The sequence below is a fragment of the Pseudarthrobacter sp. NPDC092439 genome, from assembly GCF_044754945.1.
Taxonomy (GTDB): domain Bacteria; phylum Actinomycetota; class Actinomycetes; order Actinomycetales; family Micrococcaceae; genus Arthrobacter.
Genome location: NZ_JBIVQB010000001.1, coordinates 257,892 through 273,554, shown reverse-complemented (window position 1 = coordinate 273,554; position 15,663 = coordinate 257,892). Strand labels below are relative to the sequence as shown.

At 66.9% G+C, this 15,663-nt stretch carries 14 protein-coding genes; 6 read left to right on the top strand and 8 right to left on the bottom strand.

The genetic code is table 11. The annotated features are described in order from the left end of the window. The first annotated feature begins 70 nt into the window (after positions 1 to 70). From glgC to ACIQCM_RS01255, 3 genes are all read left to right on the top strand, one after another. Positions 71 to 1,480, top strand: coding sequence for a glucose-1-phosphate adenylyltransferase (gene glgC, locus ACIQCM_RS01265; RefSeq protein ID WP_400603817.1), 1,410 nt, complete (start codon positions 71 to 73; stop codon positions 1,478 to 1,480). Positions 1,481 to 1,551: 71 nt separating this feature from the next. After that, entirely contained in the window at positions 1,552 to 3,003 is a 1,452-nt protein-coding gene (locus tag ACIQCM_RS01260; protein WP_400603819.1) for an SDR family NAD(P)-dependent oxidoreductase, read from the top strand. An 18-nt stretch (positions 3,004 to 3,021) separates the two neighbouring features. Continuing rightward, positions 3,022 to 3,489 (top strand): pyridoxamine 5'-phosphate oxidase family protein, encoded by a 468-nt coding sequence (locus ACIQCM_RS01255; RefSeq protein WP_400603821.1) that lies wholly within the window; start codon positions 3,022 to 3,024, stop codon positions 3,487 to 3,489. Between the two features lie 6 nt (positions 3,490 to 3,495). Here ACIQCM_RS01255 and ACIQCM_RS01250 read toward each other — a convergent pair whose 3' ends face one another. From ACIQCM_RS01250 to ACIQCM_RS01240, 3 genes are all read right to left on the bottom strand, one after another. Then, positions 3,496 to 4,347 (bottom strand): transglutaminase N-terminal domain-containing protein, encoded by an 852-nt coding sequence (locus tag ACIQCM_RS01250; protein WP_400603823.1) that lies wholly within the window; start codon positions 4,345 to 4,347, stop codon positions 3,496 to 3,498. Beyond that, positions 4,344 to 5,270: an alpha-E domain-containing protein gene (locus ACIQCM_RS01245; protein WP_400603825.1), complete on the bottom strand. Its 927-nt coding sequence runs from the start codon at positions 5,268 to 5,270 to the stop codon at positions 4,344 to 4,346. Before ACIQCM_RS01245 ends, ACIQCM_RS01250 begins: the two co-directional genes overlap by 4 nt. 81 nt (positions 5,271 to 5,351) lie before the next feature. Next, on the bottom strand, positions 5,352 to 6,908 hold the full coding sequence (locus ACIQCM_RS01240) for a circularly permuted type 2 ATP-grasp protein (protein WP_400603827.1): 1,557 nt from the start codon (positions 6,906 to 6,908) through the stop codon (positions 5,352 to 5,354). A 112-nt stretch (positions 6,909 to 7,020) separates the two neighbouring features. Between ACIQCM_RS01240 and ACIQCM_RS01235 the strand changes: the two genes are divergently transcribed. Both ACIQCM_RS01235 and pepN read left to right on the top strand, forming a co-directional pair. Continuing rightward, positions 7,021 to 8,046 (top strand): YeiH family protein, encoded by a 1,026-nt coding sequence (locus tag ACIQCM_RS01235; protein WP_400603829.1) that lies wholly within the window; start codon positions 7,021 to 7,023, stop codon positions 8,044 to 8,046. 19 nt (positions 8,047 to 8,065) lie between these two features. Continuing rightward, positions 8,066 to 10,699: an aminopeptidase N gene (gene pepN / locus ACIQCM_RS01230; RefSeq protein WP_400603831.1), complete on the top strand. Its 2,634-nt coding sequence runs from the start codon at positions 8,066 to 8,068 to the stop codon at positions 10,697 to 10,699. A 165-nt stretch (positions 10,700 to 10,864) separates the two neighbouring features. Here pepN and ACIQCM_RS01225 read toward each other — a convergent pair whose 3' ends face one another. The 4 genes from ACIQCM_RS01225 to ACIQCM_RS01210 form a co-directional block, all read right to left on the bottom strand. Then, positions 10,865 to 11,122, bottom strand: a complete 258-nt coding sequence (locus tag ACIQCM_RS01225; protein WP_159825646.1) for a type B 50S ribosomal protein L31 — start codon at positions 11,120 to 11,122, stop codon at positions 10,865 to 10,867. Between the two features lie 138 nt (positions 11,123 to 11,260). Beyond that, complete coding sequence (locus tag ACIQCM_RS01220) at positions 11,261 to 12,070, bottom strand: TrmH family RNA methyltransferase (RefSeq protein ID WP_400603834.1); 810 nt, start codon at positions 12,068 to 12,070, stop codon at positions 11,261 to 11,263. Between the two features lie 7 nt (positions 12,071 to 12,077). Continuing rightward, positions 12,078 to 12,863 (bottom strand): sulfite exporter TauE/SafE family protein, encoded by a 786-nt coding sequence (locus tag ACIQCM_RS01215; protein WP_400603836.1) that lies wholly within the window; start codon positions 12,861 to 12,863, stop codon positions 12,078 to 12,080. Positions 12,864 to 12,874: 11 nt separating this feature from the next. After that, positions 12,875 to 13,660, bottom strand: coding sequence for an ABC transporter ATP-binding protein (locus ACIQCM_RS01210; protein WP_400603838.1), 786 nt, complete (start codon positions 13,658 to 13,660; stop codon positions 12,875 to 12,877). A gap of 155 nt (positions 13,661 to 13,815) precedes the next feature. On the opposite strand from ACIQCM_RS01210, the gene serB reads away from it, so the two are divergent. Then, entirely contained in the window at positions 13,816 to 14,709 is an 894-nt protein-coding gene (gene serB, locus ACIQCM_RS01205; protein WP_400603841.1) for a phosphoserine phosphatase SerB, read from the top strand. 92 nt (positions 14,710 to 14,801) lie between these two features. On the opposite strand, the gene ACIQCM_RS01200 is transcribed toward serB, so the two are convergent. After that, positions 14,802 to 15,554 carry an SDR family oxidoreductase gene (locus ACIQCM_RS01200; RefSeq protein ID WP_400603843.1) on the bottom strand — a complete coding sequence of 251 codons (753 nt, stop codon included), beginning with the start codon at positions 15,552 to 15,554 and terminating at the stop codon, positions 14,802 to 14,804. Positions 15,555 to 15,663: the final 109 nt, after the last annotated feature.

The window sequence follows — 15,663 nt, the reverse complement described above, 5'->3', positions numbered from 1 at the left end:
GTTCTACTGTGAAGAAGTCCGGGCAGACCGGACTGTTGGGGAGTTACGAAGGCGTACAGGAGCGACCACTATGCCGTTGAACAAGAAAGTCCTGGCCATTGTCCTCGCAGGCGGCGAGGGAAACAGGCTGATGCCGCTGACGGCAGACCGGGCCAAGCCAGCCGTGCCTTTCGCCGGCAGCTACCGCCTGATCGACTTTGCGCTGTCCAACCTGGTGAACTCCCGCTACCTGCAGATCGTGGTGCTCACGCAGTACAAGTCGCACAGCCTTGACCGGCACATTTCGGAAACGTGGCGGATGTCCACCCAGCTGGGCAACTACATCGCCTCCGTGCCGGCCCAGCAGCGGGTGGGCAAGAGCTGGTTTCTGGGCAGCGCCAACGCCATCTACCAGTCCCTGAACCTGATCCAGGACGCCAGTCCGGACATCGTGGTGGTGGTGGGCGCGGACCACGTGTACCGAATGGACTTCGCGCAGATGGTGGCCCAGCACGTCAGCAGCGGAGCGAAGGCCACCGTGGCTGCTGTCCGCCAGCCGCTGCACATGGCCAACCAGTTCGGCGTCATCGAAGTGGACCGGAGCGACCCCCAGAAGATCGCGGCCTTCGTGGAAAAGCCGGCCAGCACGCCGGGCCTGGCAGCGGATCCCTCCCAGTTCCTGGCCTCCATGGGCAACTACGTGTTCGACGCCGACGCCTTGGTGGCGGCCCTGCACGTTGACGCCGAGCGGCTGGACACCAAGCACGACATGGGCGGGGACATCATTCCCTACTTCGTGAACCAGGGCGAGGCCGGCGTCTACGACTTCACCCTCAATGACATTCCCGGATCCACCGAGCGCGACCGGACCTACTGGCGCGACGTGGGCACCATCGACTCGTTCTACGACGCCCACATGGACCTCATCTCGCCGCTGCCGGTCTTCAACCTGTACAACTCCGAGTGGCCCATCTACACCCGGCAGAGCATCTCACCGCCGGCCAAATTCGTCCGGGGCCAGAAGAACACCGTCGGAACCGCGCTGGATTCCATCGTGTCCAGCGGAGTGGTCATTTCCGGCGGTGTCGTGGAAGGCTCGGTGCTGTCCAATGACGTCTTCGTCGGGACCAGCAGCCGCGTCATCGATTCGGTCCTGATGGACAAGGTGTACGTGGGCGAAGGGGCTGTCATCAACCGCGCCATCCTGGACAAGAACGTCAGGGTTCCCGCAGGGGCCGCCATCGGAATGGATCCGGAACTGGACCGTGCCCGCGGCTTCAAGGTCACCGAGTCCGGCATCACCGTCCTGGCGAAGGGGCAGCAGGTTCCCGAACCCAGCGAACAGGAACGGCAGCTTGCGGCCAACAACCTGCATCTGGTTCCCAACGCGGTAAAAGCGGCAACTGCTGACTACCCGGACGTGCGTGAATCGGTGGAACGGGCAGCGGGGGCCCATGCATCGGCGGCGGCCGAAGCCGTGCCCGGCGTGCATAGGTCCTAGCGGCTGTCCGGCAGTATCAAGGGACCGGTCCCGGCCGGGGCCAGGCGGCGGAAGGCTGTAAAATCAGTCCAATGAGCTCCCCCGACCTGACCCCTGAGGAAATCCAGGCCTGCCTCAAGGTCCTGAACACCATCCACGCGTACGACGAGGAGCACCCCGACTACATTTCGGTGCGCCGTGCCACGGGGAAGATGTTCAAGGCCGTCAAGCGCCACCGCAGGGTCACCAAGCGGGACCTCATCTCCGAAGCGGACCGGGCGGTCATCGCGCAGACGGCCACCGCCGCGCCGGACCGGATCGATGACGAAACCCGGGGCAACAAGCTGGCTCCCTCGGCCACCGGCAAGGTGGCCGGACACCTGATCCGGTCCCGGCCGTGCTACATCTGCAAGCAGCACTACACCCAGGTGGACGCGTTCTACCACCAGCTGTGTCCCGACTGCGCTGCATTCAGCCACAGCAAGCGCGACGCCCGCACCGACCTGACCGGCAGGCGTGCACTACTGACCGGCGGCCGCGCCAAGATCGGCATGTACATCGCGCTGCGACTGCTGCGGGACGGCGCCCACACCACCATCACCACCCGGTTTCCCAAGGACGCCGCACGCCGGTTCGCGGCCATGGAGGACAGCGCAGAGTGGCTGCACCGGCTCCGCATTGTGGGTATCGACCTCCGCGACCCCGCGCAGGTCATGGCCCTCACCGACTCCCTCAACGAGGCCGGGCCCCTGGACATCATCATCAACAACGCGGCGCAGACCGTCCGCCGCTCCGGCAACGCCTACAAGCCGCTGGTCGATGCCGAGGACGAGCCCCTGCCCGCGGCGCTGGAGCGGGCCAACGGCGGTCCGGAGCTGCTGACCTTCGGCCACGCGCACGACAAGCACCCCCTTGCCCTGGCAGGCAGCGTCACGGAACATCCGGTGCTGGCCGGTGACGCCATCACATCGCTGGCACTCTCCACCGGCTCGGCGTCATTGGAACGCATCGCGTCCGGAACGGCGATTGACGCCGGCGGGCTGGTGCCGGACCTCGCCACAATCAACAGCTGGACGCAGGTGGTGGACGAGGTGGATCCGCTGGAGATGCTCGAAGTGCAGCTCTGCAACGTCACGGCTCCGTTCCTGCTGGTCAGCCGGCTGCGGGAGGCCATGAAACGCTCGACCGCCCGCCGAAAGTACATCGTCAACGTCTCCGCCATGGAGGGCCAGTTCTCCCGTGCCTACAAAGGCCCGGGCCACCCGCATACCAACATGGCCAAGGCAGCGCTGAACATGATGACGCGGACCAGTGCACAGGAAATGCTGGAGACGGACGGCATCCTGATGACGGCCGTGGACACCGGCTGGATCACGGATGAGCGCCCGCACTACACGAAGGTCCGCCTCATGGAGGAAGGCTTCCACGCTCCCCTGGACCTGGTGGACGGCGCAGCCCGGGTTTACGATCCGATCGTCATGGGCGAGGCGGGCGAGGACCAGTACGGTGTTTTCCTGAAGGACTACAAGCCCAGCCCCTGGTGATGGGCGTATGCTCACGGCATGAGCAAAGAGTCAGCCCCCGACGTTGAAAACCTCGAACACCACGACTGCTGGGCACTGCTGCGGACGGTCTCCGTGGGCCGGCTGGCTGTCCTGGCGGATGGCCACCCGGATATCTTCCCGATCAACTACACCGTGGACAGCGGGACCCTGGTGTTCCGTACCGGCGAAGGCACCAAGCTCGCAGCCGCCTCAGGCGGCGCGCAGGTAGCCGTCGAAGCCGACGGCGTGGATGCACAGACCGGCCTGGCCTGGAGCGTGGTGGCCAAGGGCACCGCGGAGGTAGTGACGGGCACCGAGCATGTCCTGGACACCGCCGCGCTGTACCTTTTCCCATGGCAGGCCGGCCACAAGGACACATTCATCAGGATCACACCCAGCACGCTGACAGGGCGCCGGTTCAAGGTAACAGCACCGCTGACCTGGTGGACCCAGCTGAGCGGCGCCGTCAAGAGTCCCCAGGAGTAAAGCCGCTCAGGCGAGCTGCGTGATTTCCACGCTGACGCTAAGGGCCGACCCTCCCCCGCCGGAGAGGATGCCCTTCAGCGGCGGCACGTCACGGTAGTCCCGTCCGCGGGCCACGGTGACGTGGAAGTCTCCGGCGGGCTTGTGGTTGGTGGGATCCCAGCTGCGCCAGTCTCCGTCCCACCATTCCAGCCAGGCGTGCGACTGCCCGGCTACCGTTTCCCCGATGCCGGCGCTGGAACGCGGATGCAGGTATCCGGAGACGTAGCGGGCCGGGATCCCGCAGCTGCGCAGCGCACCGATGGCGAGGTGGGCCAGGTCCTGGCACACGCCCTGGCGCTGCCCCCATGCCTCCTCCGCGTTGGTAGTAACGGCGGTGGAGCCGGACATGTACGTCATTTCCCCACGCATCCACTCGAAGATGGCCATGGCCGCCTCGTGCGGATTCTTGCCCGCCACCACCCCCGGAATGATGCCCAGGACCTCGTCCCCGGGGCCGCTCAGCCTCGACTGGGGCAGCCAGTCGCTGAACGCGCTCAGTGTCTCCGGAGCGGCAAGGATGTCCCAGCCGACGATGTCCGCCCCGGAGGGGATCTTTTCCGTGCGATGCACCTCCACCAGGATGGTGGAGAGCACTTCGAGGTGGTCATGCGGCATCTGCATGTCAAAGGCTGTCACCCTTGTGCCCCAGTAGTCGCGGTAAGTGCTGACCGCCGCCTGGGACGGGGACACCTTGACCACGGACTCGAGGACCACCTGCTGGGAGTCGGTCAGCGGCGTCATCCGGGCCTCGTTGTAGGACAGGGTGACGCGCTTGTTGTACTTGTACGCCGTGCGGTGGTTGATGCTCAGCCGGGTCATGAAACTTCTCCCACCCAGGCCAGTTCGTCCGCCTGATTGAAGTACTTACGGGAAATGGCGTCGGATGCCTGGGCAACGGCTTTCTGCACGCGCTCCATGTGCTCGGGCAGTTCCGACATGAGGTCGTCTGTCCGGTGGAACTCCAGGAAGGTGCGGGCCTGGCCCACGATGCGCCGGGCGTCATTGATGAAGCCCACGCGCTGCGCGGAGGGGTCCAGCTTGGCCAGGCACTCGTCTGCATCGCGGAGGGCGTAGACGATGGAGCGCGGAAACAGCCGGTCCAGCAGCAGGAACTCAGCGGCGTGCTGGTCCCCGAACGCAGCGCGGCGGGTCCGGAGGAACGACTCGTAAGCACCCGCGCAGCGAAGCATGTTGACCCAGGACATGCCCGCGGACAGGACGTCCCGGGTGGACAGCATGCGGGCGGTCATGTCGGCCCGTTCGAGGGAGCGGCCCAGGACGAGGAAGAGCCAGCTTTCATCATGGCTGACCGTAGTGTCCGCGAGGCCGCTGACCATGGCGGTGCGCTCAAGCGTCCAGTTGCAGAACCGGTAGGTGCCCACCACATCCTTTCGGTGCTGGCTGAGCCCGTAGTAGGTGGTGTTCAGGCTTTCCCACAGTCCGGAGGACACGGTCTCCCGCGCCCGCCGGGCGTTCTCGCGGGCGGCGCCGAGGGAGCCGGCGATGGACGTGGCGCTGGTCTTGTCGTAGGCCAGTGCATGCAGCAGTTCGGGCAGCCCGAAGTCCTCGCTCTGCGGCCGGGCGCCCATGACCGCCAGCAGTTCCTGGGCCACGCTCCTGCGTTCTTCCATCGGCAGGTGGTTCAGCCGTTCCAGGTGAACGTCAAGGATGCGGGCCGTGCCGTCGGCACGCTCCACATAGCGGCCAATCCAGAATAGGGATTCGGCGATGCGGCTAAGCATGTGCGGCTACCTCCTGCACGCGGGACGGAACGGGAAAGGGCAAGCCCACGGCAAGGCACAAGGGCACGACGGCGGCGCGGCTCACTGCTGCTGCTCCGGCTGGCGGTCGCGCCAGTTGCTTTCCACCGGCCACACAGAGACCCGCTCGCGGACGGTGATGGAGGGGCGCGGAACCGTCTCCACCGGCATCTGCGGCGAGTCGGCCAGCACCCAGGTGTCCTTGGAGCCACCGCCCTGGCTCGAGTTGACGATCAGCGAGCCCTCCTTGAGAGCCACACGCGTCAGGCCGCCCGGGAGCACCCAGACGTTGTCGCCGTCGTTCACCGCGAAGGGGCGAAGATCGACGTGCCGGGGTCCGAACTTGTCGCCGCTGAGGGTGGGGACCGTGGAAAGCTGCAGCACCGGCTGGGCGATCCAGCCCCGGGGGTCGGCGATGATCCGCCCCCGCAGGGCCTCCAGCTCCTCCGGCGAAGCGTCGGGGCCAATCACCAGGCCCTTGCCCCCGGAACCGTCCACGGGCTTCACCACAAGCTCCGAAAGGTTGTCCAGGGTGTACTCGCGGGCTTCCTTCTCTTCGAGGCGGTACGTGTCCACATTCGCGATCACGGGCTCCTCGTTGAGGTAGTAGCGGATCAGGTCAGGAACGTAACTGTAGACCAGTTTGTCGTCCGCGACGCCGTTGCCCACCGCGTTGGCGATCGTGACTCCGCCTGCGCGGGCCGCGTTGACCAGGCCGGGGCACCCCAGCATGGAGTCGGAGCGGAACTGGAGCGGATCAAGGAAGTCGTCATCGATGCGCTTGTAGATGACGTCCACGCGCTGTTCGCCGGCCGTGGTGCGCATGTAGACGCGGTTTCCACGGCAGATCAGGTCACGGCCTTCCACCAGTTCCACGCCCATCAGGCCTGCGAGCAGCGTGTGCTCGAAATAGGCGCTGTTGAAGACGCCCGGGGTCAGGACCACCACCGTGGGATCGTCCACGCCTGCCGGTGCCGTCTTGCGCAGGGCGGAGAGCAGGCGGCGCGGGTATTCCTCCACGGGCCGGATGAGCTGCTGGCCGAACGCTTCGGGCAGGCCCTTGGCCATGGCGCGGCGGTTTTCCAGCACGTAGCTGACGCCGGACGGGACCCGGACGTTGTCCTCAAGGACGCGGAAAGTCCCGGCGGCGTCCCGGACCACGTCGATCCCGGAAATGTGCACGCGCACCCCGCCGGCCGGCTCGAATCCGTGGACCTGGCGGTGGAAGTGGGCACTGGTGGTCACCAGCTGGCGGGGGATCACGCCGTCGGCCACTACCGTCATCTTGTCGTAAACGTCGTTGAGGAAGGCTTCCAGGGCACGCACGCGCTGCGCAACGCCCCGCTCCAGGACCTCCCATTCCGACGCCGGGATCACACGCGGCACGATGTCCAGGGGGAAGGGCCGCTCCTCCCCTGCGAAATCGAACGTCACTCCGCGGTCCAGGAAGGTGCGCGCCATCGAATCGGCCCGGGCGGTGACGTCCGCCAGTGAGAGTTTGCTTAGGGCGTCCGCAACCTGCCCGTAGGAGTCCCGCGGTTGCTGCCCGGGCGCAAACATCTCGTCGTAGGCGCCGGTCCTGCCGGCGGCCTCGGAGTAATCCTGGAATAGGTCTGACATGCGCAATAGCCAACCATCTTTTGGGTTCGATTTCATACTGCCCTCCACAATGGCGTGTTGGCGGCCGGGCAGCGGTTCGTGCTTTAGGGACCTTATCCGGCACAGTAGTCAGGTGCCACTCAGCAGACGCTCACCGGCAGCCGGGCCGGTGCTTCCCGGCCTTGGCTTCGCCGCTGCCGCCGTAGCCGCGGCCTTCCTGGTCCATGGCCTGCTGCCTGCGCTTCCTGCAATGACCGCAGCGGTGGTCCTTGGCCTACTCGCGGCGAACCTTCCCGGCTCCGCCGCGTGGATGGCGGGAAGGGCGCGCCGCGGCCTGGATTTCGCGGGTAAGCACCTCATGCGGGCCGGCATCGTACTGCTCGGCCTGAAGGTCAGCGTCATGGACGTCCTGGGGCTGGGCTGGCTGGCGCTGGTCCTGATCGCGGCCGTGGTGGCTGCCGGGTTCGGCGGAACGTACTTCATCTCACGGCTGTTCCGGCTTCCACCGGAGACGTCCCTCCTGGTGGCCGCCGGTTTCTCCATTTGCGGGGCGTCGGCCATCGGGGCCGTGGCTGCAGTGCGGCGGATCCGGCATACGGACACGGTGCTGCCGGTGGCGCTCGTGACGCTGTGCGGCACGCTGGCCATCGGCGTCCTGCCGCTGCTGGTGCACCCCCTGGGGCTCAGCGCCACGGTGTTCGGTGCCTGGGCCGGAGCATCCGTCCACGACGTAGGGCAGGTGGTGGCCACTGCGCAAACGGCCGGAACGGCGGCGCTGGGGATCGCCGTCGTCGTCAAGCTCACGCGGGTGCTGCTCCTGGCCCCCGTGGCCGCGATAGCCGGGGCGCACCACCGGTTTAACACAGCACCCGGGGCCGCGGCCGCGGGGACCCGGCTGCCGCCCGTGCTGCCACTGTTCGTGGTTGGGTTCGTGGCCATGGTGGCCCTGCGCTCCACCGGCTGGCTGCCGGAAAACTGGCTGGCCGGCGGTGCCCTGGCGCAGGACTTGCTCCTGGCTGCGGCACTCTTTGGGCTGGGCTCCGCCGTGCGCATCCGTACGCTCCTGCTGACGGGAGGACGGGCCCTGCTGGCAGCCCTGGCGTCATGGCTGCTGATCGCCGCCCTTGGGCTGGCGGCCGCGCTGCTGATCACCGCCTGACCTGTGATTGGATGGCGGAGTGTCTCTTGAGAATCTGGGCCGCAATGAAGCGGCGGAACGTTCAGCCCTGATCACCACCGCCAGCTACGACGTATGGCTCGACGTGCGGCAAGCCGCCGACCCGGGCTCCACCGGCTACCCGAGCCGCAGCACCATCGTCTTCAGTGCCGCCCAGCCGGGCACCACCACGTTCCTGGACTTCATCCACGGGGGCGTGCACAGCGTCATCCTGAACGGCGAGTCCCTCCGGGTCGACGACGTGGTGGACGGGCCCCGGATCCGGCTGGAAAACCTGCAGCGGAACAACGAGGTGACAGTGACCGGCATCGCCCTGTACAGCCGCTCCGGTGAAGGCATGCACCGTTTCGTCGATCCCGCGGACGGACAGTGCTACCTCTACACCCAATATGAACCTGCAGACGCCCGGCGCGTCTTCGCCAACTTTGAGCAGCCGGACCTCAAGGCGTCCTTCACGTTCCATGTCACGGCGCCGGCCGGCTGGGAAGTGGCGTCCAACGGTGAACAGACCGCCAGGACAGCCCTGTCCGACGACCCCGCCGCCGCCCGGTGGGACTTCGCGCCCACGCTTCCCATGTCCACGTACATCACCACCGTGCTTGCCGGACCCTACTTCAAGGCCCAGGACCGGTGGCTGGCCACGCCGGACGACGGCACGGCGATGGATGTGCCGCTGGCCCTCTATTGCCGGGCGTCCATGGCCGCGTCTTTCGACACGGATGAGCTGTTCCGGCTCACGAAGAACGGCCTGGAGTTCTTCAACCGGCTCTTCGACTTCCCGTACCCCTGGGGAAAATACGACCAGGCATTCGTGCCCGAGTACAACCTGGGCGCCATGGAAAACCCCGGCCTCGTCACCTTCACCGAAAGCTACGTCTTCACCTCCCGCGCCACCGACGCCCAGTACCAGGGCCGCGCGAACACCCTTCTGCACGAGATGGCGCATATGTGGTTTGGCGACCTCGTGACCATGCAGTGGTGGGACGACCTGTGGCTCAAGGAATCCTTTGCGGATTACATGGGCACCCTGGGCGTGGACCGGGCCACAGACTGGGCCACTGCCTGGGTGAACTTCGCCAACAAACGCAAGGCGTGGGCCTACGTGCAGGACCAACTGCCCACCACGCATCCCATCGTGGCGGACATTCCGGACCTCGAGGCCGCGAAGCAGAACTTCGACGGCATCACCTACGCCAAGGGCGCCTCGGTCCTCAAGCAACTGGTGGCGTACGTGGGCTTTGACGCTTTCATCGCAGGCTCGCGGGAGTACTTCCGCAAGCACGCCTACTCCAACAGCACCCTGGCTGACCTCCTGGAGGCACTCAGTGCCGCCTCCGGCCGGGACCTGTCCGGCTGGGCGCGGCAGTGGCTTCAAACCGCGGGCATCTCCACCCTCGCCCTGGAGATCACGCCGGACGCAACGGACGACGCCGCCATCGGCGGTGCGGCCATCGTCCAGCAGGCGACGGACCCCGTCACGGGAAGGGACGAGCCCCGGCCGCACCGGCTCCGGGTGGGGCTGTACGATTTCGACGCCTCCGGCGCCCTGGTCCGCACCGGAAGCGTGGAAACGGACGCGGACGGCTCCTCCACGCCCGTTCCGGACCTGGCGGGCAAGCCGCGGCCAGCGCTGCTGCTCCTCAACGACGACGACCTGACCTACGCCAAGGTCCGGCTTGATCCGGTCTCCCTGGACACTGTCCTGGAGTCACTGGACAGGATCACCGACCCCATGGCGCGGGCCCTGTGCTGGACGGCGCTGTGGAACTCGGCCCGGGACGGGGAAAGCCCGGCGGCACGCTACTTGGATGCGGTGGCAGCGTTCGGTCCGGCGGAAACCGGGATCGGGGTCCTGCTGAACATCCTCGAGAACGCCTGCACCGCCGTCGAACGCTACACTCCCCCGGCCGGACGCGACGGTGTGCGGTCCCCGTTCCTGGCGGCCGTCGCTGCCGAGCTGGACCGTGCCGTCCCCGGGTCCGACCACCAGTTGGCGTGGGCCAGGACGGTGGGCACGCTCAGCAGGCACGACGCCGCCCTGATCCCCCGCCTGCGCGGACTGCTGGACGGTTCGGCACCCGTCGGGGGCCTGGCGGTGGACGCCGAACTCCGCTGGCATCTCTGGCACGCACTCGCGGCAAACGGCCAGGCCACCCTTGCCGAACTCGATGCCGAACTGGCGCGCGACACCACCGCATCCGGGCGCGCCGGCCACGCCACAGCCGTTGCGGCGCGGCCGGACCCCGCCGTCAAGGCCGCCGCGTGGCAGGAAGCCGTCCACGGCACCACACTCTCCAACCAGCAGCTCAGCGCCACCATCAGCGGCTTCACCACTGCCCCGGCCGGCCTCCTGGATCCGTACGTGGAACCCTACTTTGAGTGCCTGCGGGACGTGTGGGACGGGCGGAGCATCGAAATCGCCAGCAGGATTGTCCGCGGGCTGTTCCCCCTGGACCAGGACCTCGCGGAAGGCATGGCACCTGCGGACCACCCTGTACTCCGCAGGACCGATGACTGGCTGGCCGCACACGCCGACGCCCCCCGCGCGCTGCGCCGCATCATCCTGGAGCAGCGCAGCCACCTGTTGCGCGCGCTCACGGCGCAGGCCGCCGTCGTGCAAGCAACTGCCCGGTAGCCGCCGCGGCTGCTCCGTACCCGTCCTGCGCAGTGATGAGGGCCCGGTGCACAGGGACAGTCCCTGCGCACCGTGGTCCGGCGTCAAGGCGCACTTGGCCCCTGGAAACGCGAAAGGCCCGCACCGTTGCCGGTGCGGGCCTTCAGGAAGCTCGGTGGAAGTGGATTACTTCTTGCCGCCGAAGCCCTTGAAGCGAGCGTTGAAGCGCTCGACGCGGCCTGCCGAGTCCATGATGCGCTGCTTGCCCGTGTAGAACGGGTGGGACTCGGAGGAGATTTCGACGTCGATGACCGGGTAGGTGTTGCCGTCTTCCCACTCGATGGTCTTCGAGGAAGACACGGTGGACTTGGTCAGGAACTTGACGCCGGAAGCCAGGTCGTTGAAAACAACAGCTTCGTACTTCGGGTGGATCTCAGACTTCATAATGGGACCTTTGTTCGCACAACTGGATTTTGCCAGCTGCCAGGTATGAATGGGATAGCTGTCCCCGCGTCAGCCGGGCTTCGGCGGCAGGACAACCAGCTATCCATCATAGCGGATGCACGCGGCGGGCGCGAACAATCAGCGCCGGGACCGCAACTCCCAAAACGCCACAGCGGAAGCCGCAGCGACATTGAGCGAATCCACGCCGTTGCGCATGGGGATCTTCACGGCGAGGTCGACGGCGGCAAGGGTGCCTGCGCTCATTCCGGCGCCTTCGGTGCCGAGCACCAACGCCAGCCTGTCCGGGTCTTCTGCCGCAACGGCGTCCACGTCCTGGGCATCCTCGGTCAGTTCGAGCGCGGCGACTGTGAACCCGTGGTCCTTGAGCACCTGGAGGTCCTCCGGCCAGTTTTCCAGGCGGGCCCAGGGGACCTGGAAAACCGTCCCCATGCTGACCCGGACGCTCCTGCGGTACAGCGGATCCCCGCAGCGCGGCGAGACCAGAACGGCGTCGATATCCAGGGCCGCCGCCGAACGGAAGATGGCGCCGACGTTGGTGTGGTCCACGATGTCCTCCAGCACGGCGACGCGCCGGGCACCTTCGAGGAGCTCCGGCAGCGGGACCGGGGACGGCCGCTCCATGGCCGCCATCGCGCCGCGGTGCAGGTGGAAACCGGTGATCTCCTCGAGCAGGCCGGCACTGCCGACGAACACCGGCACATCCGGGTGTGCGGCGAAGACGTCCTGCAGGTCCGCCAGCCACTTTTCGGCGAGGAAGAATGAGCGCGGCCGATGACCCGCGGCGAGGGCGCGGCGGAGCACCCGGGAGGATTCGGCGATGTACATGCCCTCCGCCGGCTCGCGGAGCTTGCGGAGGTGGACGTCGGTGAGGCGGGTATAGTCCGCCACGCGCGGATCGTCCGCGGACTCAAGATAGTGGATTGTCACCGGGTGATTATTGCAGCAGATTGGCGGTCATGACGCCCAGGGCCACCAGCCCCAGGACGAAGATCACGGCACGCAGCACGGTCGGCGAGAGCCGGCGGCCGATTTTCGAGCCCAGAACGCCGCCAACGGCCGAACTGAAGGCAATGAGCAGCACCACCGTCCAGTTGATCCGGTCGAAGGCAAACAGGAGGTATGACACCGCGGCCACCACGTTCACGCCAAGCACCAGGATATTCTTCATGGCGTTGGCGTTCTGCATGGTGCCGGTCAGGAAGACACCCAGGATGCCCACCAGCAGAATCCCCTGGGCCGCCACGAAGTAGCCGCCATAGACACCTGCCAGGTACACCAAAACCACCAGCAGCACGCCGTGGCGCTTGTCGCGGACGGCGTGTTCGGGGTTCTCCTCCCGGTTCCGGACCCAGGCCTGCAGCCGCGGCTGGAAAACCACCATGAGCAGCGCCAGGACGATCAGGAACGGTGCCACGTAGTGGAACACCGCTTCCGGCAGGTGCAGCAGCAGCCAGGCACCCGAAATGCCGCCCAAAAGGGATGCCGGCAGGAGCCGCAGCAACTGCCGGCCGCGCCCCTTGAGCTCGCGCCGGTAGCCCACCGCTCCCGAAACGCCGCCGGCCACCAGGCCCATGGCATTGCTCATGGAAGCGACCACGGGGGTGATGCCGAGGGCGATCAGCACGGGAAAGGTGACCAGCGTACCGGAGCCCACCACGGCGTTGATGGTGCCGGCCCACAGGCCGGCGATGGACACCAGGGTGCCGCTGAACAGATCCACCGTGGCTACTGCTAGCGGCGTGCGACAGCCGTGTAGCGGCCTCCGTTGACCGTCACGTCCAGCTCAAGGCCGAAAGTCCGGCCCAGGTTCTCCGCGGTCAGCACCTCGGCGATGGGCCCGGTGGCCACCACGCCTGCGTCGCGGAGCAGCATGGCGTGCGTGAAGCCCGGCGGCACTTCTTCGAGGTGATGGGTGACAAGGACCATGGCCGGCGCAGCTTCATCCATGGCCAGTTCGCTCAGGCGGCTGACCAGGTCCTCGCGGCCGGCCAGGTCAAGGCCGGCACCCGGCTCATCCAGCAGCAGCAGTTCAGGGTCCGTCATGAGGGCGCGGGCGATCTGCACCCGCTTGCGTTCCCCTTCGGAGAGCGAGGCGAACGAGCGGTTCAGCAGTGGCCCCATGCCCCAATCGTTCAGCAGGCGGAAGGCTCGGCGTTCGTCGTCGCGCTCGTATCCCTCACGCCAGCGGCCGGTGACGCCGTAGGCGGCAGTAACCACCACGTTCAGGACCGTCTCGTGTTCGGGGATTTGGGTAGCCAGTGCGGCCGAGGAGAGCCCGATGCGCGGCCGGAGTTCGAAGACGTCCACCCGGCCGAGCGTCTCGTCGAGGATTCCCGCGGTTCCACTGCTCGGGTGCAGCCGTGCCGCAGCGATCTGGAGGAGGGTGGTCTTGCCGGCGCCGTTCGGACCCAGGATGACCCAGCGTTCGCCCTCGTTAACCTGCCAGTCCACCTTGTCCAGCAGCGTTTTTTTGCCTCGGACAACACTGACGGAGGCCAATTCCAGAACATCACTCATAGGAGTAGACACTAGGACAAAAAAGAGGACGACTGATAACCGGTGAGGGACGCTCCGGCGTGGGCGCGTGCCGGCCGTCACGGCCAGGGTCCGGGCGCCTGCTTCCGGCGCAATGAATTCAGGGCACAGCTGCCCCGCTGGCTAAGATTGCAGGCATGACTTCGAACGTGACTGCGGTCAGCTACGGCCAAAATATGACTCCATACGGGCTGGAGCAGCTGCGTTCCGTCCTGGCCGCCGCCGGCGCCGAGGTGCTGCGGGAAGATTCCCTGGGTGACGAACGCTACCGCGTTCAGGTGGCGGAACTCGCCCTTCCGGATGCCACCGCCGCCGGCCTCGCCGCCCTCCGGCGGGCCGTAGCCGAAGCCGGCATCGACGGACAGGACACCGCCCTTGTTCCTGACGGCCTGCGGTCCGCCCCCCGCAAGCTCCTGATCACGGATGTGGATTCCACCCTGATCCAGCAGGAGGTCATCGAACTCCTTGCCGCCTATGCGGGCAAATTCGAAGAAGTGGCCGCCGTCACCGAAGCAGCCATGCGCGGCGAACTGGATTTCACCCAGAGCCTGCACGCCCGGGTGGCCGTACTCGCGGGGCTGCCCGCCGGCGTCGTCCATTCCGTCCGTGAAGAAGTGCAGCTCAGCGAAGGGGCCGCCGACCTTGTGGCCGCGTTCAAGGCTGCCGGCCATGTGGTGGCCGTGGTGTCGGGCGGCTTCAACCAGATCCTGCGGCCGGTCGCCGAGGAACTGGGCCTGGACTATTGGCAGGCGAACGAGCTGGAAATCGTTGACGGCGTGCTGACCGGCAAGGTGCTGGGTGCCGTGGTGGACCGCGCCGCCAAGGAGAAGTACCTGCGCGAGTGGGCCGCCGCCGAGGGCATACCGTTGGAGCACACCATCGCGGTGGGCGACGGCGCCAACGACCTGGACATGCTGGGCGCCGCCGGCATCGGCGTGGCCTTCAACGCCAAGCCGGCCGTGCGGGCTGTGGCCGACGCCGCCCTGAACATGCCGTACCTGGACGCCGTCCGGCACATCGCCGGAGTCTGAACACCCTTAACCGCGAGATGACACTTCGCGGCAGTGTCCGGGAGGAACATTGCCGCGAAGTGTCATCTCGCGGTTGGGGTGGAAGCTGAGACCTACTGCGCGCCCTTGCCGAAGTAGTCTGCGCCGCCGGCGTATTCCGTGTGGCCGGACTCAACGTCTGCGGTAACCATGCCGGCCACCACCTGGGCGAACTCCTCCACGGAGTAGAGCTTGCCGGCTTCGGCGCGGCGCGCCTCGATGGCACCCGGGGCTGAACGGTCCAGCAGGGTGGCGGTGACCGTGCCTTCGATCATGTCGCCGGACACTACCACCAGCGAGATGCCCTTTTCCGCCAGGTTGGGGATAAGCTCACGCAGCGCGTCCTCGCCGGCGCGCTTGCTGCGGGCCACCGGTTCATAGGCGTCCATGGTGGGCACGGTGTTGATGAAGTGGGCCTGGTGGCTGGTCACGAAGACGACCCGCGAGCCTTCCTTCATCAGCGGCACGGCGGCGTTGAGCATGTTCACCTGGGCGTCGCGGTTGAGCTTGAGCGCGTAGTCCTCGCCCATGCCGGTCTCCATGCCGCCGGAGGCGTTGAGGACCAGGATGTCCAGGGAACCGAAGTTCTCCATTGCTGCGCTGGCCAGCGCCTGGACGCCTTCCTGGGTGGTCAGGTCCGCGCCGACCGCCACGGCACGGCCGCCGTCGGCCTCGATGCCCTGGACCACCTTGTTGGCGCGGGGCGCCTTCTGGCGGTAGTTGACGACGACGGACGCGCCCTCGCCTGCGAGGATTTTAGCCACCTCGGCGCCTATCCCGCGTGAGGATCCGGTGACGATGGCGGTCTTGTTATCCAGCAGTCCCATACGTACTTCCTTTGTTCGAAACGTCTAATTCGCTGTTGGTCTGCAGACCATCATGCCAGCGCACAGCGGCGATTCCCTTGTCCGGGTCCAACAAAGAAGCCCGGCCGCA